This window comes from Cupriavidus pauculus (assembly GCF_008693385.1).
Lineage (GTDB): Bacteria > Pseudomonadota > Gammaproteobacteria > Burkholderiales > Burkholderiaceae > Cupriavidus > Cupriavidus pauculus_D.
This window is the reverse complement of sequence record NZ_CP044065.1, coordinates 3010676-3029471: the sequence shown is the minus strand read 5'-3', so window position 1 is coordinate 3029471 and position 18796 is coordinate 3010676. Positions and strand designations below refer to the sequence as shown.

Here is an 18796-nt window from a genome sequence, read left to right as displayed (position 1 = left end):
GAAATTCGAGCCGGAACCAGCCTTGCCGCCAATATAAATGCGGCTAAAGAGGTTGGTCGATGCCCGGCATCCACCGCGCGGAGTCTCCGCGAAAAGCCCGATTTGGCCGCGTTGCAATGACGCATCGCCAGTCGGGTTTTTTTATGCCTGTCGCCAACGGGCCTGCTCCATGACCGATGTTGCTCCTCCTGCCGCAGTATTGAGCGTCGCCGATGCGCCGAACGACTCCGTCGGCATCGTCACGCCGCAACGCATGCATTTCGCCGAACCGCTGAAGCTGCGCAACGGCAGCCAGCTGTCCGGCTACGACCTGATGGTGGAAACCTACGGCACGCTCAACGCCGGGCGGACGAACGCCGTGCTGGTGTGCCATGCCCTCAACGCCTCGCACCACGTGGCGGGCGTATACGCTCACGACCCGCGCGATGTCGGCTGGTGGGACAACATGGTCGGCCCGGGCAAGCCGCTCGATACGGACCGGTTCTTCGTGATCGGGGTGAACAACCTCGGCTCGTGCTTCGGTTCGACCGGCCCGATGAGCGTCAATCCGGACACGGGCACGCCCTACGGCGCGCTGTTTCCCGTGGTGACCGTCGAGGACTGGGTCGATGCGCAGGCGCGCGTGGCCGACGCGTTCGGCATCACGCAGTTCGCGGCGGTGATGGGCGGCAGCCTCGGCGGCATGCAGGCGCTGGCCTGGAGCCTCAAGTATCCCGAGCGGCTGCGCCATTGCATCGTCGTGGCGTCCACGCCGAAGCTGTCGGCGCAGAACATCGCGTTCAACGAGGTCGCGCGCAGCGCGATCCTGTCGGACCCGGACTTCCATGGCGGCAACTACTACGCGCACAACGTCAAGCCCAAGCGCGGCCTGCGCGTGGCCCGCATGATCGGGCACATCACGTATCTGTCGGACGAGGACATGGCCGAGAAATTCGGCCGCTCGCTGAAGGCCGAGGACATCCGCTTCTCGTTCGACGTCGAGTTCCAGGTGGAGAGCTATCTGCGCTATCAGGGCGACAAGTTCGCCGAGTACTTCGACGCGAACACGTATCTGCTGATCACGCGCGCGCTCGACTACTTCGATCCGGCGCTGGCCTTCGGCGGCGACCTCACGCGCGCCATGGCCGGAACGCAGGCGAGCTTCCTGGTGGCAAGCTTCACGACCGACTGGCGCTTTGCCCCGAGCCGCAGCCGCGAGCTCGTCAAGGCGCTGCTCGACAACAAGCGCCCGGTGTCGTACGCCGAGATCGAGGCGCCGCACGGACACGACGCCTTCCTGCTCGACGATCCGCGTTATCACAACCTGATGCGCGCGTATTACGACCGCATTGCCGAGGAGATTGGCGTATGAATGCCGCATCCCATCCCGACGTGCTGGCCCTGCGCCCGGATTTCCGCGCGATCGCGCGCTGGGTCGAGCCGAATTCCACGGTGCTCGACGCGGGCTGCGGCGACGGCAGCCTGCTGAACGTGCTGCAGCGCGAGCTCGGCGTGCAGGCGTACGGCATCGAGATTCGCGACGAGGGCGTGCTGGCGTGCGCGCAGAAGGGCGTGCACGTGATTCAGCAGAACCTCGAGGGCGGGCTCGCGCTGTTCGAGGACAAGAGCTTCGACACCGTGATCCTGTCGCAGACGCTGCAGACGATCCACAACACCGCGCAGGTGCTGCGCGACACGCTGCGCGTGGGGCGCGAGTGCATCGTCTCGTTCCCGAACTTCGGATACTGGCCGCATCGGCTGTCGGTGTTCCGCGGGCGCATGCCGGTGTCCGAGTCGCTGCCTTACCAGTGGTACAACACGCCGAACGTGCGCGTGCTGACGATCAGCGACTTCGAGGCGCTGGCGCCCAAGGTGGGCCTGCGCGTGGTCGATCGCGTGGTCATGCACGAAGGCGTGACCGTCAACTGGGGCTTCAACTGGCGCGGCAGCCTCGCGGTCTATCGGGTTTGCGCGGTCTGATCCCGATTGACGAAATCGCACGCTCGTCCTATTGTTCGAAGCATTATCGAACGAGCGTGCTTTTTCATGTCCTCAACGTCTGATCTCCATCCGTTCGACGAGGCGCTGCAGCTGGCGCCCGTCGGCGAACACCGCTTCGACGGCCGTACCACGCCCAATTACTGGAACATGATCGGGCCGTTCGGCGGCATCACGGCGGCCACGATGCTGCAGGCCGCGCTGCAACACCCCGAACGCCTCGGCGATCCGATCGCGCTGACCGTGAATTTTGCGGGGCCGATCGCCGAGGGGCCGTTCGAGATCGAGGCTGTGCCGTCGCGCACCAATCGTTCGACCCAGCACTGGACGCTGACGGTACGCCAGAACGGCGCGGTGACGACCACGGGCAGCGCGGTCTTCGCGGTGCGGCGCGACACGTGGAGTTCGCCCGAGGCGGTCATGCCCGAGGCGCCGCCCGCGGACACGCTGCCGCCGATCGGCGGGTTCGCGCCGGTGAAGTGGCTCTCCGCCTACGATATCCGCGCCGTGCGCGGCGCCAAGCCGGGCACGACGCCGGGGACGGAGCATCCCGACAGCATCACCGAGTTCTGGCTGCGCGACGCGCCGGCGCGCACGCCCGACTATGCGGCCATTGCGTCGTGGTGCGACAGCTTCTACCCGCGCATCTTCCTCAAGCGCGCGGGCTTCGTGCCGGCGGGCACCGTGTCGCTGACCACGTATTTCCATGCCGACGCGGACACGCTGGCGGCGCTGGGGGACCAGCACGTGCTGGGGTGCGCGCGGGCACAGGTGTTCCGGCAGGGGTTCTTCGACCAGACCGCGCAGATCTGGAGCGCGGCCGGCGAGTTACTCGCCACCTCGCATCAAATCGTCTACTACAAAGAGTGACCCGTCAGGCGGGGCGGGCGACGGCGGTGTTCTCCGGCTCGCGCGCCTGCGCCTCGTAGCGATGGACGGTGCCGCGCATGGCCCATAGCAGCGCCACGCCGGGCACCGCGGCCACGACCGTGGCGAGGTAGAAGGGCGCCCAGCCCCATGCCTCGACCATATAGCCCGAGGTCGGGCCCACATAGACGCGGCCGATCGAGGCCAGCGCCGACAGCAGCGCATACTGCGTGGCCGAGAACGAGCGGTTGCACAGCGTCATCAGCAGCGCGACGAACGCGGCCGTGCCCATGCCGCCGCACAGGTTCTCCACCGCGATGGTCGCGCCCATCGACCACAGATGGGGCGGCGTGACCGCGAGGAACCAGTAGCCGAGGTTCGACACCGCCTGCAGCACCCCGAACAGCATCAGCGAGCGATAGAGCCCCAGCCGCACCATCATCGAGCCGCCGAACAGCGCGCCGATGATGGTCGCCGCCAGCCCGAGCGTCTTGTTGACGATGCCGACCTCGCCCGGATCGAAGCCGAGGCCGCGAATCAGGAACGTCGTCGACAGGCTGCCCGCGAAGGCATCGCCGAGCTTGTACAGCACGATCAGCAGCAGCAGCCACCACGCGCCCTTGCGCGAGAAGAAATCGCGCAGCGGGCCGACGATCGCGTCCTCCATCGTGCGCGGCGCACGGGACGGCGTATCGGGCTCGGGCGCCCACGGCAGCGTGAGCAGGCCCACGCCCATCAGCGCGGCCATGAACAGGTACATCTGCGGCCAGCCCATCACGCGGTCGGCCAGATACAGGGCAAGGCCGCCCGAGACCAGCATGGCGAGCCGGTAGCCGAGCACCTTGACCGCGGCGCCGGCACCGCGCTCGGACGTGCGCAGCACGTCGGTACTGTATGCATCGAACACGATGTCCTGCGACGCCGACAGGAACGCGACCAGCGTGGCCAGCGCGGCCAGCATCCATAACGCCTCGTGCGGCGGGCAGAACGCCATGCCCGCGATGCTGGCCACGAGCCCGATCTGCGTCAGCAGCAGCCAGCCGCGCCGCCGGCCGAGCATCGGCGGCGTGAAGCGGTCCATCAGCGGCGCCCACAGGAACTTGAAGATATAGGCCTGGCCCACCAGCGAGAAGAACGCGATGGTCTTGATGTCCAGGCCTTCCACGGTCATCCATGCCTGCAGCGTGCCCGACGTGAGCGCCAGTGGCAGCCCCGAGGCAAAGCCGAGCGTGAGCATGGCGCCAATCCGGCGATTGCGAAAAATATCGAGGTAGGCTTGAAACGTCATGTATGGGCGCGGGCGGTGGGGAGTGAGCGCTGGCGAGGCTGCCGTGTATTATTGCACCACGCCTGCGCGCTGCCCCCATTTCCCGCGAGATCACGACACGTGACCTGCCCCGTGACCCGACCCGTGCCCTGCCTCACCGCCGTGTTTTCCCACCCGTTGCAACGCCCGGGGCCGCTTGCGGCCGCCCTGAAGCCGGCGCTCGCGGCGCTCTCGGCGTGGTGCGTGCTGTCGGCGGGATCGGTGTTCGCGCAGGGCGGCCCGGCCTCGGCCCTCTCGACGCCGACCGCCCCCGCCACGCCCGCCGCGCCGGCGATGCCGCAGGGCCCGGCCTCGGGCGTCGAAGTCCCCGCCGCGGCGATGATGCCCGGCGATCCCGGCGTTTCGGTGGAACTGCGCAAGTCGCGGATTCGGGAAATCGTGCCGAGCGACATGATCGAGCAGCAGGCCGCGCGCGAGTATGAACAGATCAAGCAGGAAGCGATCGTGCGCCACGCGCTGGCCGCGGACAATGATCCGCAGCTGCAGCGCCTGCGCGCGATCGGCAAGCGCCTGTTGCCGGAGACGTTGCGCTGGAATCCCGCCGCCGCGAAGTGGCAGTGGGAGATCAATCTGATCCATTCGAACCAGATCAACGCGTTCTGCATGCCCGGTGGCAAGGTCGCGTTCTACTCGGGACTCATCGACAAGCTCAGGCTGACCGACGACGAGATCGCGATGGTCATGGGCCACGAGATCTCGCACGCGCTCGAGGAGCACGCGCGGCAGCGCGCGGCGCAGGCCGAGGTGACCAACCTCGGTGCCAACGTGATGTCGCAGCTCACGGGCTTCGGCAATCTCGGCAACATGGACATCGGCAACAGCGCGCGGCTGATCACGCTGAAGTTCTCGCGGCTCGAGGAGACCGAAGCGGACCTGATCGGCCTCGACATGGCCTCGCGCGCGGGCTACGACCCACGCGCGTCCATCACGCTCTGGCGCAAGATGGGCACGATGCTCGACCCCGGCGAGGAGATGCTGTCCACGCATCCGTCGGGCCGCAGCCGGATCGCGGTGCTGGAGCGGCATATGAAGGAAGCGCTGCGCCTCTACGCGAACGCCAAGGACATGCCGATGGAGATGCTGCCCGAGCATCAGACCAATATGACGAACCTCGGCGATGCGCCCGTGGACGAGGGCGACGACGACCGCATGCATCCGCTCAGGAAGCCGCCCGTTGCCGGGGCCGGCGCGAAACCGAAATAAAAAAACGCCGGGCGAGCCCGGCGTTTTTCATGGACGTCGTCGCGAACCGACGCGCGGCTCAGGCGGCGAGACCGGTCGCCTCGTCGGCGCCCACATGCACGTTCATGCATTGCACGGCCGCGCCGGCGGCGCCCTTGCCGAGGTTGTCCAGGCGCGCGACGAGGTTCAGGCGCTCGCCGTTGCCGAACACGAACAGGTCCACGCGGTTCGTGTCGTTGCTCGCCTGCACGTCGAAGAAACCGCCGTCGAGGTTCGCTTCGCTGTTGAACGGATGCACGCGCACGAACTGCTCGCCTTCGTAGTGCTTGCGGTAGATGTCGAGAATCGCCTCGGCATCGGCCTTGCGCGACAGCAGCGCCGGGAACACCGGCACCGTCACGGCCAGGCCCTTCAGGAAGTTGCCGACGATCGGGTTGAAGATCGGCGCCTGCGACAGGCCGCCCTGCACGCGCATTTCGGGCAGGTGCTTGTGCTCGAGGCCGAGCGCGTACGGACGCGGGCTGTCGAGCTTCGGGTTACCGCCGGCTTCGAACTCGGCAATCATCTTCTTGCCGCCGCCGCTGTAGCCGGTCAGCGAGAACGCGGTCACCGGATAGTCGCGCGGCAGCAGGCCGGCTTCCACGAGCGGACGCACGGCGAGCACGAACGCGCTCGCGTGGCAGCCCGGCACGGCGATACGCTTGCTCGCGCGCACCTTCTCGCGCTGGCCGCGCGTGAGTTCGGGCAGGCCGTAGGCCCAGTCGTCCGACGTGCGGAACGCCGTGCTGGCGTCGATCACGCAGGTATTCGGATTGGTGACCAGCGATACGGCCTCGCGCGAGGCGACGTCGGGCAGGCACAGGAACGCCACGTCCGCGGCGTTGAGGAAGCGCGCGCGCTCCGCCGGATCCTTGCGCTTGTCGTCGGCAATGCGCAGGAGTTCGACGTCGCTGCGGCCCGAGAGATAGTCGAGCAGCCGGAGACCGGTGGTACCTTCCTGACCATCGACGAATACTTTGAAAACCATGGCGGTCTCACTCTGAAAAATGCGAGGAACCCGCATTGTAACGACGTTGCATGACGGCTGTCCCGCGTTTGCTGTGGCGCAGCCGGCGCTTGGCGAATTTACAGCGGGTAGTCGTAGTCGATCGACAGCGGCGCGTGGTCGCTGAACTTCTCGTCCTTGTAGATCGCGCAGACCTTGGCCGTTTCCGCGATCTTTGCCGTGGCCAGGTGGTAGTCGATGCGCCAGCCGACGTTCTTCGCGTACGCCTGGCCGCGGTTGCTCCACCACGTGTACTGGTCCGGGCGCGGGTCCAGCTGGCGGAACACGTCCACGTAGCCGTGGCTGTCGAACAGCGCGCCGATCCATGCGCGCTCCTCGGGCAGGAAACCGGAGTTCTTGAGGTTGCCCTTCCAGTTCTTGATATCGATTTCCTTGTGCGCGATGTTCACGTCGCCGCACAGCACGATCTCGCGCCCGCTGGCCTTCAGTTGCAGCAGATGGGGCAGAAACGCCTCCATGAAGCGGAACTTGGCGAGCTGGCGCTCCTCTGAACTGGAGCCGGAAGGCACGTAGACCGAAATGACCGCGAGGTGCGGATACTGCACCTCGACATAGCGGCCTTCATTGTCGAACTCGGGGTTGCCGAAGCCGGTGATCACGCGCTCGGGTTTGTGGCGGGTGTAGAGACCGACGCCGCTGTAGCCCTTCTTCTCGGCGTAGTGGAAGAATCCGTGATAGCCGTGCGGCGCCAGGAAGGCGTCGGTCATGTCGGCGGCCTGGGCCTTGAGCTCCTGCACGCAGACCATGTCCGCGTCCTGCTTGCCCATCCAGTCGAAGAAGCCTTTCTTGGAGGCGGAGCGGATGCCGTTGAGGTTGGCGCTGATAATCCGTAACATCTCGGGAAATTTTCGTATTCAGAGAGAAAAGATGACGCAGCAGACGACCCCCGGCGCCCTGACGGGCGAACTGAGCCAGACCTTCATCCGCTTTGCGCTCGACGCGGGTGTGCTGTCCTTCGGCGAGTTCGTGACCAAGGCGGGTCGCAAATCGCCGTATTTCTTCAACGCCGGCCTGTTCAACCAGGGGGCGATGCTCGGTCAGGTGGCGCAATTCTATGCGAAAACCCTGCTGGCCTCGGGCGTGCAGTTCGACGTGCTGTTCGGACCGGCCTACAAGGGCATTACGCTGGCCTCGGCCACTGCCGTGGCGCTCGCCGGCATGGGCCGCGACGTGGGCTTTGCGTACAACCGCAAGGAAGCCAAGGACCATGGCGAAGGCGGCACGCTGGTCGGCGCGAAGCTGCAGGGCAAGGTCGTCATCATCGACGACGTGATCTCGGCCGGCACCTCGGTGCGCGAATCGATGCAGATGATCCGCGCCGCGGGCGCCGAGCCGGCCGCCGTGCTGATCGCGCTCGACCGGATGGAGAAAAGCGGAACCGCCGATAATATCGGCACGCATTCGGCCGTGCAGGACGTGCAGCGCGAATACGGCGTGCCGGTGATCGCGATCGCAAGCCTCAGGGATCTGCTCGCCTACCTCGATGCGTCGCAGGACGCTTCGTTGAGCACGCACCGCGAGGCCGTTTCGGCTTACCGCCAGCGCTACGGCGTCTGACGGACATCCCGCCCGGGCAACGGGCCCGGGCGCGGTTCTGAGGGTGACAGCAAGGGGAGCGGCGCGTGGCGGACAAGCGGCAGAAAAACGGGCAGAAGCACGAAGTGGCGGCAGTCGAGGCGGCCGTCGGCAAGCAGGGGCCCGCCCCGCAGGATTCGGTGTCGCCGGCCATGCTGGCGCCTGAGGCGAAGGACAGGACGTTGGCCCGGGAAAAGTCGGACCGGGCGCCGGCCAGGTCCACCGCTGCCAAGGCGGCGACCAGGACCGCCCGCGCCAGACGCGGCAAGGCCGACGACCTGCCCCCCGAGCATTGTGCACCCGAGACCGTGCCGGGCAACGGCCCCGCCCACGAATCGTATGCCGTGCGCGCGCTCGTGCTGCAGGGCGGCGGCGCACTCGGCGCCTATCAGGCTGGCGTGTATCAGGGGCTGTCCGAGGGCGGCATCCATCCGAACTGGATCGCCGGCATCTCCATCGGCGCGCTCAACGCGGCCATCATCGCGGGCAATCCTCCCGAAACCCGCGTCGCGCAGCTGCGCGCGTTCTGGGAATACATCTGCCAGCAGCCATGGCTACCCGGTCTTCCCGTCGAAATGCTGACGGAGGCCGCGCCCAACTGGCCCGAGCCTGTGCGCATCTGGTTCGACAGCATCCATGCGGCGCGCGCGCTGATCGAAGGGCAGCGCGGCTTTTTCAGCCCGCGCTCGGTCGCCGATATCTGGGGCCGCTGCGCCGATGCGGGCAATGCGAGCTATTACGACACGTCACCGCTCAAGGCGACGCTCGAGCGCTTTGCCGATTTCGACCGGCTGAACCATCCCAAGGAAATGCGCGTATCGGTGGGCGCCGTCAACGTGCGCACCGGCAATTTCGCGTACTTCGACAATACGCGCACGCGGCTGCGGCCCGAGCATTTCATGGCTTCGGGCGCGCTGCCGCCGGGCTTTCCGGCCATCGAGATCGACGGCGAGTTCTACTGGGACGGCGGCCTCGTCTCGAACACGCCGCTGCAGGAGGTGCTGACCGCGCAGCCGCGGCGCGATGCGCTGATCTTCCAGGTGGACCTGTGGAGCGCGCGCGGCAAGCTGCCGCACAGCCTGCTGGATGTGGCCGAGCGCCAGAAGGACATCCAGTATTCGAGCCGCACGCGGGCGATCACCGACGTCATGCGCGAGCAGCAGAACTACCGGCGCATGCTCAGCGAGCTGATGGCGCTGGTGCCGCCGGCGAAGCGTGACGATCCGGCCTATCGCAAGGCGGCCGACCATGCGTGCGACGCGCGCCGCAACGTGATCCAGCTGATCTATCGCGACAAGTCGTTCGAGGGCAGCGCGAAGGACTACCAGTTCGGCGCGCTGACCATGCACGAGCACTGGGCCAGCGGGCTCGACGATATCCGCGACACGCTCAAGCATCCGCAGTGGCTCGCGATGCCGGAGCCCGACCATCCGTTCGTGACCCACGACGTGCATCGCGGGAATGGCGACTAGTCGACCTTGAGCTTCGCGAGCTCGGGCTTCGGGGGCGGGTACTCGGGCTTGAGCTTCCGGAACACCTCGGCGAGGATCTCCGCGACCATCAGGTTGCGATGGGTCTTCGAGTCGGCCGGCACGATGTACCACGGGCATTCGGGCGTGCTGGTGGCCGCGATAGCCGCCTCGTAGGCGCCCGCATAGTCCTTCCAGTACTGCCGCTCCTCGAGGTCCTTCGGATCGAACTTCCAGTGCTTCTGCGGATCGGCCAGGCGCGCCTCGAGCCGTGCCTTCTGCTCGTCCTTCGAAATATGGAGGAAGCACTTCACGATCGTGGTGCCGGTCTCGGTCAGCAGCGTCTCGAACGCGCGAATCTGCTTGTAGCGCCGCGCGCATTCGTCTTCATCGATCCAGCCATGCACGCGCGTAATCAGCACGTCCTCGTAATGGCTGCGGTTGAACACCGTGATCTCGCCGAGCCGCGGCACCTGCGCATGGACGCGCCACAGATAGTCGCGCGCGAGTTCCTCGGCGGTCGGCGCCTTGAAGCTCACCACGCGCAGGCCCAGCGGGTCGAAACTGCGGAACACGCCGCGCACGGTGCCGTCCTTGCCGCTGGTGTCCATGCCCTGGAGCACCACGAGCAGTTTGCGGTTGTGTTGCGCGTAGAAGATGTCCTGCTGGGTATCGAGCCATTCGGACAGCTCGGTCAGTCGTTGCAGGTCGGCGTTCTTGCTGCCGCGCGACAGCGGCTTGCTGTCGGCGTCGTGGTCGGCAAGGCGGAACTGCTTGCCAGAGGTGATACGAAAATCGTCCAGCGGCATGGGGGCGCTCCATCGGGGGTGGCGCCCCTATGGTCAGGCCGGCAGGGTCGTCAGGTCAATGGTCCCTTCGAATACGGTCGTGGCCGGACCCGTCATGCGGACCGGCTGCCCCACGCCGTCCCAGGCGATGGTCAGCGCGCCGCCATGCGTATGCACCTTGACCGGCGAGTCCAGCAGGCCGCGATGGATACCCGCGACCACGGCCGCGCACGCGCCGGTGCCGCAGGCGAGCGTTTCGCCCGCGCCGCGCTCGAATACGCGCAGGTGGATCGTCTGCCGGTCGTCGATCTGCATGAAACCCGCGTTCACGCGGTTGGGGAACGTCGCGTGATGCTCGATCACGGGACCGTCCTGCAGCACCGGGAAGGTTTCGACATCGTCCACCACCTGCACCGCATGCGGGTTGCCCATCGACACCACCGACAGCCACGCGGTGCGGCCATTGATTTCGAGCCCGAACGCCGTGTCGTTGCCTTCGACGCGCGTCGGCAGGCCTTCCGCGAGGAACGGCACGCGCGCGGGCGTCAGCTCGGGCGCGCCCATGTCCACCGTAACCTGTCCGTCGTCCTGCAGCGTGAGCGTGATCACGCCGTTCATGACCTCGACGCGCACCGAGCGCTTGTCGGTCATGCCCTTGTCCGTGACGAAGCGCACGAAGCAGCGTGCACCGTTGCCGCAGTGTTCGACCTCGCCGCCGTCCGCGTTGAAGATGCGGTAGCGGAAATCGACGTCCTCGCGCGAAGACGGCTCGACGATCAGGATCTGGTCCGCGCCGATGCCGAAATGCCGGCTCGCGAGCGCGCGCCACTGGGCCTCGGTCAGGTCGAGCTTCTGGTGGATGCCGTCCAGCACGATGAAATCGTTGCCGGCGCCGTGCATCTTGGTGAACTGGAGTTTCATGCCAGCGATTCTACCGTCTCAATAAATTTCCGGCTCGCCCTCGGGGCGATGCTTGAAGCGCTTGTGGACCCAGTAGTACTCGGTCACGCGCGGGCGGATGACGTCCTCGAAGAACGCGTTCATGCGGCGCGTGTCCTCGTGCACGCTGGCGCCGGGGTAGTTCTCCCAGGCCGGCAGGATGTGCAGCACGTAGCCCTGGTAGTCGGGCAGCATCTCGGTGTAGATGGGCACCACCTTGGCGCCCGTCACCCGCGCCAGCCGCGAGACGGCCGTGAGCGTGAGCGCCTCCACGCCGAAGAACGGCACGAACTCGGAGTCGCGCTCGCCGAAGTCCATGTCCGAGATCAGCTGCAGCGCCTCGCCCTTCTTGAGGCTGCGCAGGATCTCGCGCGCGCTGTCGTTGCGCGAGATCATGTTCGCGCCGAAACGGCCGCGCGCGTGCTTGAGGAAGTCGTCGAACAGCGCATTCTTCTGCTTCGTATAGAGCGACGCACCCGATCGGCCCACGTGATCGCGCAAATGGATGGTCAGCCGGATCGCCCCGGCCTCCACGCCCGACAGATGCAGGGTCACGAGGATATGGGGGGTGCCGTCCAGCGAGACAAGGTCCGCCTGGTCGTCGATCTGCACCCAGCGGCGCATCTGCGCCTCGCTGCCGGTCCAGAAGATGCCGCGCTCGGCAAAGCTGCGGAAGATCGTCCGAAACACGTCGCGCGACATCGCGGCGATCTCGGCGTCGGTCTTTTCCGGAAAGCACAGGCGCAGGTTGGCCTCGACCACCTTGCGGCGGCCGTGCGGCAGCTTGTGGAGCAGGCCGCCGAGCGCCTCGCCGAAGCGCGCGACGAGCGGATACGGCAGTTTGCCGAGCAGCGTCAGGAACGCGATGCCCAGCCACGTGAAGATACGGCTCATTGGCTTTGTTGGCGTTCTCGATAACGGGCGGGTTCGGTTGCGGCGCCCGCCGCCTCTGGCTGGCTCACGCCGGCCGGCGTCTTGAAGCGGTTATAGCCCCACAGGTACTGCGTGGGCATGACCGCGATCAGGTCCTCGATCCCGGCGTTGATGACGGCTGCCGCGGCCGACGCGTCCTCGGGCAGCAGGCCGCCCTCGCGCAGGATGCGCAGATGGCCCCGATAGCCCGCGCCGCGCGGCAGCCGCTCGGCCGCGACGATCACGATCGGCGCGCCGGTCAGTTGCTGCAGGCGCTGGACCAGCGTCATGGTGTAGGCCGGCTTGCCGAAGAACGGCGCCCATGTGCCTTCGCCGCCGCTCGGGACCTGGTCCGGCAGGATGCCCACGGCTTCGCCGCGGCGCAGCGCCTTGACCAGCATGCGCACCCCGCGCGGCGTTGCCGGGGCCATCGCCAGATTGTGGCGCGTGCGCATGCGTTCCACGAACTCGCGCAGCCACGGCTGATGGGGCGGCTTGAACAGCGCGGTCACGGGACGGTTGCCCGCGAACGACTGCGGCAGCACCTCGAAACAACCGAGGTGCGGCGTCAGGATGATGACGCCCTTGCCGGCCGCCTGGAGCTTGCCGATCTCCGCCCACAGGTATTCGTCGAAGCCGTGCAGCGGCACCGTGATGCGCTTGCGGCTCCAGAAGTACGGCATTTCCACGATCATGCGGCCCGTGGCCCGGGCCGCATCGTCGAGTTGCGCGTCGGTCACGGCAGGGTAAGCGTGACGGAAATTTTCCTTGAGCCGGCGGCCGTAACGGCCGGGCAGGCGCGCCACCAGCAGGCCCAGGGTGCCGCCCAGCGCATGCAGCACGCGCAGCGGCAAACGGGAAATCAGCCAGAAGAGAAAGGTCATGATGCCAAAAGGGCCATTTGGCGCACTGCACTGGCGCCGGCAAGGCGCGTATAATACCGCCTATCGCCGAGTTAACTGACAACTTGCGGGGCGATTCTGCTGCACATGGGTCTACACAGACCGCATGCCGTGGCCGTTAAATACCGCTAAAGCGTCGCCGAGCTGTTTTCAAGGCTGGCACGCAATAGCTAACCTGCCAACCTGGAGAACACTACTCGTGGCAAACGACTTCCTCTTCACTTCGGAATCCGTCTCCGAAGGCCATCCCGACAAAGTTGCCGACCAGATCTCGGATGCCGTCCTCGACGCCATCCTTGCGCAGGACAAGTACGCCCGTGTGGCCGCGGAGACGCTGTGCAACACCGGCCTCGTCGTGCTGGCCGGCGAGATCACCACGTCGGCAAACGTCGATTACATCCAGGTCGCGCGGGACACCATCAAGCGCATCGGCTACGACAATACCGACTACGGTATCGACTACAAGGGTTGCGCGGTGCTCGTCGCCTACGACAAGCAATCGCCCGACATCGCCCAGGGCGTGGACCGTGCCTCGGACGACTACCTGAACCAGGGCGCCGGCGACCAGGGCCTGATGTTCGGTTATGCGTGCGACGAGACGCCCGAACTGATGCCGTTCCCGATCTACTATTCGCACCGTCTGGTCGAGCGCCAGTCGCAACTGCGCCGCGACGGCCGTCTGCCCTGGCTCCGTCCGGACGCCAAGTCGCAGGTGACCGTGCGTTACGTCGACGGCCGCCCGCACAGCGTGGACACCGTGGTGCTGTCGACCCAGCACCACCCGGACGTCACGCAGGCGCAGATCCGCGAAGCCGTGATCGAAGAGATCATCAAGCCCGTGATTCCGGCCGAAATGCTGAAGGACACCAAGTTCCTGGTGAACCCGACTGGCCGTTTCGTGATCGGTGGCCCGCAAGGCGACTGCGGCCTGACCGGCCGCAAGATCATCGTCGATACGTACGGCGGCGCGTCGCCGCACGGCGGCGGCGCGTTCTCGGGCAAGGATCCGTCGAAGGTTGACCGCTCGGCTGCCTATGCCGCGCGCTACGTGGCCAAGAACATCGTGGCCGCCGGTATCGCCCGCCAGTGCCAGGTGCAGGTCAGCTACGCGATCGGCGTGGCCCGCCCGATCAACGTGACCGTGTACACGGAAGGCACCGGCAAGATCTCGGACGAGAAGATCGCCGAGCTCGTGCAGGAGCACTTCGACCTGCGTCCGAAGGGCATCGTGCAGATGCTGGACCTGCTGCGTCCGATCTACCAGAAGACCGCCGCCTACGGCCACTTTGGCCGCGAAGAGCCGGAATTCTCGTGGGAAGCGACCGACAAGGCCGCCGCACTGCGCGCCGCCGCCGGTCTGTAAACGTCAGTCAGCGGTAGCGGCCCCTCTCCCGCCGGGGGAGGGGCCTCCCTGCTTGAGGCGGCTGGGACGGTAGTAGAATTCGGGCAACTTCCGTCTTCGAGTTCGCCATGACCGTCGCCACGCCCGCCGAGATCACCCAGAGCGCCCAGACCGTCGCCGCCGCAACTTCCGGTGGTCTGGACCTGATCCGCACGCAGCCCTATACCGACTGGGCCCCTGCCGTCAGCGCCGAAACGCGCGCGCGGCTGCGCCGCGAGCTCGAACAGGGCGCGGTACTCTATTTCCCGCATCTCCATTTCCGCTTCGAGCCCGGCGAGGAACGCTTCCTCGACAGCCGCTGGTCGGACGGCAAGTCCAAGAACATCAACCTGCGTGCCAACGAGTCCGCGGTGCGCGGTGCCACGGGCAGCCCGCAGGACCTCGCCGACATCCATGCGCTGATCCGGCGATATGCCGAGTCGAGCGAGTCGCTGATCCATTCGCTGTTTCCCGAGTACAAGCCGTATATGACGCGCGCGGGCACGTCGCTGCGCCCGAGCGAGATCGCCGGGCGTCCGGTCAGCTGGCGCAAGGACGACACGCGGCTGCACGTGGACGCGTTTCCGTCGAATCCGATGCGCGGCAAGCGCCTGCTGCGCGTGTTTCACAACATCGATCCGGAAGCGCCGCGCGTATGGCGCGTGGGCGAGCCGTTCGCGGACTTTGCCGCGCGCTTCGTGCCGAAGACGCATGGCATGTGGCCCGGGCAGGCATGGCTCATGAAACAGCTGCATGTGACCAAGCGCGAGCGCTCCGAGTACGACCACCGGATGCTCCAGCTGCACGATCTGGCCAAGGCCGACCTCGACTACCAGAAGACCGTGCCGCAGCAGGAGTTCCAGATTCCGCCCGGCGCCACGTGGATCGTGTTCAGCGACCAGCTGCTGCACGCCGCGATGCGCGGCAAGGCGATGATGGAACAGACGATCTATCTGGATCCGAAGGCCATCGGCGACCACACCCACTCGCCCGAAGCGGTGCTGTCGCGCATGCTGGGCCGTCCGATGGTGGCGGCGTAAGCGGCCGCCGCCGGCGCCCTCAGCGGATCAGCAGCTTCAGCATCGCCTCGAAGCGCCTGCCGTAGGGCGGCTTGAGCAGTCCCGCGCCGTTCAGGCGCGACTGCAGGAAGATGGGCTTGCGCTTCGAGAACGTGTCGAAGCCTGCCTCCCCGTGATAGACCCCCATGCCGCTGGCACCGACGCCGCCGAAGGGCAGGTCGTCCTGCGCGATATGAAACAGCGTGTCGTTCACCGTCACACCGCCCGCCACCGTCTGCCGCGTGACGGCATCGAGGTGTTCGCGGCGGCGGTCGAAGACGTACAGCGCGAGCGGGCGCGGACGCGCGTTGACATACGCGATGGCCGCGTCGAGCGAGTCGTAGCCCACTACCGGCAGGACCGGACCGAAGATCTCCTCGCGCATGGCCATCGCCTCGTCGGGCACGTCGAGCAGCAGCTCGGGCGGAAAGCGGCGCGCGGCGGCATCGGGCACGGCGTCGGTCAGCGCGACGCGCCGCGCGCCGGCCGCCTCGGCAGCCCCGACCATCGACTGCAGCCGCGTGAAATGCCGCGCGCTGACGATGCTCGTGTAATCGGCATTGCGCGCAAGGTCCGGATAGAGCCGCGCCGCGCAGCGGATGGCTGCCTGCACGAATCGCTCGCGCTGTGCGTGGGGCACCAGCACGTAGTCGGGCGCGATGCAGGTCTGTCCCGCGTTGACGAGCTTGCCGACCAGAATCCGCTCCACCGCCTGGTCGAGGTCCGCATCGGGGCCGACGATCGCCGGCGACTTGCCGCCGAGCTCGAGCGTCACCGGGGTCAGATGCGTGGCGGCCGCGCGCATGACCTCGTGGCCGACGGCGGTGGAACCCGTGAACAGCAGATGATCGAACGGGAGCGTGCAGAACTGCCGCGCCACCTCGGCATCGCCATTGACCACCGCGACTTCGTCGGGCGCGAACGTGCGCCGGATCAGTGCCTCGAACAGCGCGGCGAAGCGCGGGGTGTACTCCGAGAGCTTGACCATCGCGCGATTGCCGGCCGCCAGCGCGCCCGCGAGCGGCCCCACGGCGAGGTACAGCGGATAGTTCCACGGCACCACGATGCCGATCACGCCCAGCGGCTGCGGCAGCAGCCGCGAACGCCCCGGCAGAAACCAGAACCCCGTGCGTGCGCGCCGCATGCGCATCCAGCGCTTGCCATGCCGCAGCGCATCATCGATGCCCGCGAGGCTCGGAAAGACCTCCAGCAGCGCGGTTTCCTGGCGCGGGCGCTGCGTGAAATCGGCATCGATGGCCTCGGCGATGGCGGGCTGGTTGTCGAGCACGAGCGCACGCAGCCGCCGGAGCCGGTCCGCGCGCACCGCCCACGCCGGATACTGGTCGCGCCGCGAGGCAGCGCGCATCGCGTCGAACTGCAACGACAGTACAGGCATGGCGGGCAGTTCTCTTATCATGGACGTCTCCTCTCGCGGGGGCGGCGGCAGTGCTTCACTCTGGGGCATTCCAGCCCGACACCATAAGGCAGCCGCCGCGCGAGAACAATGGAGGAGCGCTACCAAACATCGCGGCCACCGCATCGCTTGCGGACCGCTTCACCGCGTATCGCCAAGCGCCTACACTGGATTTTCGTGACCAGAGAACCGTGGCGGGGCGCGTTCCTTGCGGCCGGACCGACGACTACACACGAGGGGACGGATGGACACCACCAGCTTTGACTATCTCGTCGTGGGCGCCGGATCGGCCGGCTGCGCGCTGGCCGGCCGCCTGGCCGACAGCGGCCGCGACACCATCGCCCTGATCGAGGCCGGCGGACACGACCACCACGCGCTGGTGCGCATTCCGGCCGGGGGTGCCGTGCTCCTGCCGCGCGCGGGCGCGCGCAACTACGGTTTCGAAACGGTCCCGCAGGCGGGTCTCGACGGTCGCCGGGGCTACCAGCCGCGCGGCCGCGGTCTGGGCGGATGCTCGTCGATCAATGCAATGGTCTACACGCGCGGGCGCCCCACCGACTACGACGACTGGGCGAGCGCCGGGTGCGACGGCTGGTCGTGGGACGACGTGCTGCCGTATTTCCGCCGCGCGGAGTGCAACGAGCGCGTGGCCGGGCATGACGACGATCCCCTCCATGGCGGCACCGGTCCGCTGCACGTCAGCGACCTGCGCACGCCGAATCCGTTCGGGCAGCATTTCATCGAGGCCGCCGAGCAGGCCGGCCATCTGCGCAACGACGATTTCAACGGCGTGGAGCAGGAGGGCGTGGGCTGGTACCAGGTCACGCAGCACGACGGCGAGCGCTGGAACGCCGCGCGCGCCTACCTCCATGGCGGCAATGCGGCGGACCGCCATTACAACGGCGGCCGGTCCCACCTGCACGTGCTGACCGACACACAGGTGCGGCGCATCCTGTTCGAAGGGCGCCGCGCGGTGGGCGTGGTGGTGCTGCGCGATGGCCGCGAGCACGTCTTGCGCGCGCGGCGCGAAGTCATCGTCTCGGCCGGCACGTTCGCGTCGCCGCAGCTGCTGATGGCGTCGGGCGTGGGTCCGGCCGCGCATCTGCGCGAGCACGGCATCGCGCTCGTGCACGACCTGCCCGGCGTCGGCGCCAATCTGCAGGACCATGTCGATATCGCCATGCACAAGCGCGTGGCCACGACCGACCTGTTCGGCGTGTCGTTCAAGGCGATCGGCCGGCTGATGGGGGAGATGCGCCGCTACCGGCAGGAGCGTTCGGGCATGCTGACGTCCAACTTTGCCGAGGCCGGCGGCTTTGTCCGCAGCCATCCGCATCTGCTCGAGCCGGATCTGCAACTGCATTTCGTCGTCGGCATGGCGGACGACCATATGCGCCACCTCAACCTCGGCCACGGCTACTCGTGCCATGTGTGCGTGCTGCGGCCGCGCAGCCGCGGCGAGGTCCGGCTGCGTTCGGCCGACATGCGCGAGGCGCCGCGTATCGATCCGCGTTACCTGTCGGATCCCGCGGACCTGGACGGCATGCTGAACGGACTCAGGATCGTGCGCGAGATCTTCGCGCAGCCGCGGCTGTCATGCTTCGGCGGGCGGGAGCTCTATTCGGGCGCGCTGCGGCTCGACGGCAGCGACGACGAGGCCGCGCACGCGCATATTCGCGCGCATGCGGACACGATCTACCATCCGGTGGGCACCTGCCGCATGGGCATGGATGCGATGGCGGTGGTGGACCCGCAGCTGCGGGTCCGGGGTGTGGAGGGACTGCGCGTGGTCGATGCGTCGGTCATGCCGACGCTGGTCGGCGGCAATACGAACGCGCCCGCGATCATGATCGGCGAGCGCGCGCATGACCTCATCCGCTATGCGCCGCGCGTAATGCTCAGGCTGCGCGAGGTCGCGGAAGCGGATTGAGCGGCGAGG

At 67.3% G+C, this 18796-nt stretch carries 17 protein-coding genes; 9 read left to right on the top strand and 8 right to left on the bottom strand.

Annotated elements, in window-relative coordinates; translation table 11 throughout:
- The first annotated feature begins 169 nt into the window (after positions 1-169).
- The 3 genes from metX to FOB72_RS13885 all read left to right on the top strand — a co-directional run bounded on the left by metX (position 170) and on the right by FOB72_RS13885 (position 2847).
- Positions 170-1351 (top strand): homoserine O-succinyltransferase MetX, encoded by a 1182-nt coding sequence (gene metX, locus FOB72_RS13895; protein ID WP_150373074.1) that lies wholly within the window; start codon positions 170-172, stop codon positions 1349-1351.
- On the top strand, positions 1348-1959 hold the full coding sequence (metW, locus tag FOB72_RS13890) for a methionine biosynthesis protein MetW (RefSeq protein ID WP_150373073.1): 612 nt from the start codon (positions 1348-1350) through the stop codon (positions 1957-1959). The genes metX and metW overlap by 4 nt, the downstream gene beginning before the upstream one ends.
- Positions 1960-2025: 66 nt before the next feature.
- Positions 2026-2847 (top strand): acyl-CoA thioesterase, encoded by an 822-nt coding sequence (locus FOB72_RS13885; protein ID WP_150373071.1) that lies wholly within the window; start codon positions 2026-2028, stop codon positions 2845-2847.
- Between the two features lie 4 nt (positions 2848-2851).
- On the opposite strand, the gene FOB72_RS13880 is transcribed toward FOB72_RS13885, so the two are convergent.
- Positions 2852-4132: a muropeptide transporter gene (locus tag FOB72_RS13880; protein ID WP_150373070.1), complete on the bottom strand. Its 1281-nt coding sequence runs from the start codon at positions 4130-4132 to the stop codon at positions 2852-2854.
- Between the two features lie 312 nt (positions 4133-4444).
- Here FOB72_RS13880 and FOB72_RS13875 point away from each other — a divergent pair, with 312 nt between their 5' ends.
- Positions 4445-5374 carry a M48 family metallopeptidase gene (locus FOB72_RS13875; protein ID WP_150373910.1) on the top strand — a complete coding sequence of 310 codons (930 nt, stop codon included), beginning with the start codon at positions 4445-4447 and terminating at the stop codon, positions 5372-5374.
- Positions 5375-5432: 58 nt separating this feature from the next.
- Here the strand turns inward: FOB72_RS13875 and argC are convergent, their stop codons facing one another.
- The gene (gene argC / locus FOB72_RS13870; RefSeq protein ID WP_150373069.1) at positions 5433-6380 is read right to left on the bottom strand and encodes an N-acetyl-gamma-glutamyl-phosphate reductase; all 948 of its coding nucleotides are present in this window, start codon (positions 6378-6380) and stop codon (positions 5433-5435) included.
- 98 nt (positions 6381-6478) lie between these two features.
- Positions 6479-7255 (bottom strand): exodeoxyribonuclease III, encoded by a 777-nt coding sequence (locus FOB72_RS13865; RefSeq protein WP_150373068.1) that lies wholly within the window; start codon positions 7253-7255, stop codon positions 6479-6481.
- Positions 7256-7286: 31 nt separating this feature from the next.
- On the opposite strand from FOB72_RS13865, the gene pyrE reads away from it, so the two are divergent.
- Together pyrE and FOB72_RS13855 are read left to right on the top strand one after the other, a co-directional pair.
- The gene (gene pyrE / locus FOB72_RS13860; protein ID WP_150373067.1) at positions 7287-7976 is read left to right on the top strand and encodes an orotate phosphoribosyltransferase; all 690 of its coding nucleotides are present in this window, start codon (positions 7287-7289) and stop codon (positions 7974-7976) included.
- A gap of 170 nt (positions 7977-8146) precedes the next feature.
- Positions 8147-9466 carry a DUF3734 domain-containing protein gene (locus FOB72_RS13855; RefSeq protein ID WP_150373909.1) on the top strand — a complete coding sequence of 440 codons (1320 nt, stop codon included), beginning with the start codon at positions 8147-8149 and terminating at the stop codon, positions 9464-9466.
- On the opposite strand, the gene FOB72_RS13850 is transcribed toward FOB72_RS13855, so the two are convergent.
- From FOB72_RS13850 to FOB72_RS13835, 4 genes are read right to left on the bottom strand one after another with little or no spacing between them, the layout of a single operon-like run.
- On the bottom strand, positions 9463-10272 hold the full coding sequence (locus FOB72_RS13850) for a PPK2 family polyphosphate kinase (protein ID WP_150373065.1): 810 nt from the start codon (positions 10270-10272) through the stop codon (positions 9463-9465). The two genes, FOB72_RS13855 and FOB72_RS13850, sit on opposite strands and share 4 nt — an antisense overlap.
- A gap of 33 nt (positions 10273-10305) precedes the next feature.
- Positions 10306-11172, bottom strand: a complete 867-nt coding sequence (gene dapF / locus FOB72_RS13845) for a diaminopimelate epimerase (RefSeq protein ID WP_150373063.1) — start codon at positions 11170-11172, stop codon at positions 10306-10308.
- Between the two features lie 18 nt (positions 11173-11190).
- Positions 11191-12084, bottom strand: a complete 894-nt coding sequence (locus tag FOB72_RS13840; protein WP_150373062.1) for a lipid A biosynthesis lauroyl acyltransferase — start codon at positions 12082-12084, stop codon at positions 11191-11193.
- Positions 12081-12986 carry a lysophospholipid acyltransferase family protein gene (locus tag FOB72_RS13835; protein ID WP_150373060.1) on the bottom strand — a complete coding sequence of 302 codons (906 nt, stop codon included), beginning with the start codon at positions 12984-12986 and terminating at the stop codon, positions 12081-12083. The genes FOB72_RS13840 and FOB72_RS13835 overlap by 4 nt, the downstream gene beginning before the upstream one ends.
- Before the next feature lie 217 nt (positions 12987-13203).
- Here FOB72_RS13835 and metK point away from each other — a divergent pair, with 217 nt between their 5' ends.
- Positions 13204-14367: a methionine adenosyltransferase gene (metK, locus tag FOB72_RS13830; protein ID WP_150373059.1), complete on the top strand. Its 1164-nt coding sequence runs from the start codon at positions 13204-13206 to the stop codon at positions 14365-14367.
- A gap of 107 nt (positions 14368-14474) precedes the next feature.
- Entirely contained in the window at positions 14475-15425 is a 951-nt protein-coding gene (locus FOB72_RS13825) for a Kdo hydroxylase family protein (RefSeq protein WP_150373058.1), read from the top strand.
- A 19-nt stretch (positions 15426-15444) separates the two neighbouring features.
- On the opposite strand, the gene FOB72_RS13820 is transcribed toward FOB72_RS13825, so the two are convergent.
- Complete coding sequence (locus FOB72_RS13820; protein ID WP_223851336.1) at positions 15445-16860, bottom strand: coniferyl aldehyde dehydrogenase; 1416 nt, start codon at positions 16858-16860, stop codon at positions 15445-15447.
- Positions 16861-17101: 241 nt separating this feature from the next.
- Between FOB72_RS13820 and FOB72_RS13815 the strand changes: the two genes are divergently transcribed.
- Positions 17102-18787, top strand: a complete 1686-nt coding sequence (locus FOB72_RS13815) for a GMC family oxidoreductase (RefSeq protein ID WP_150373056.1) — start codon at positions 17102-17104, stop codon at positions 18785-18787.
- The last annotated feature ends 9 nt before the right edge of the window (positions 18788-18796 follow it).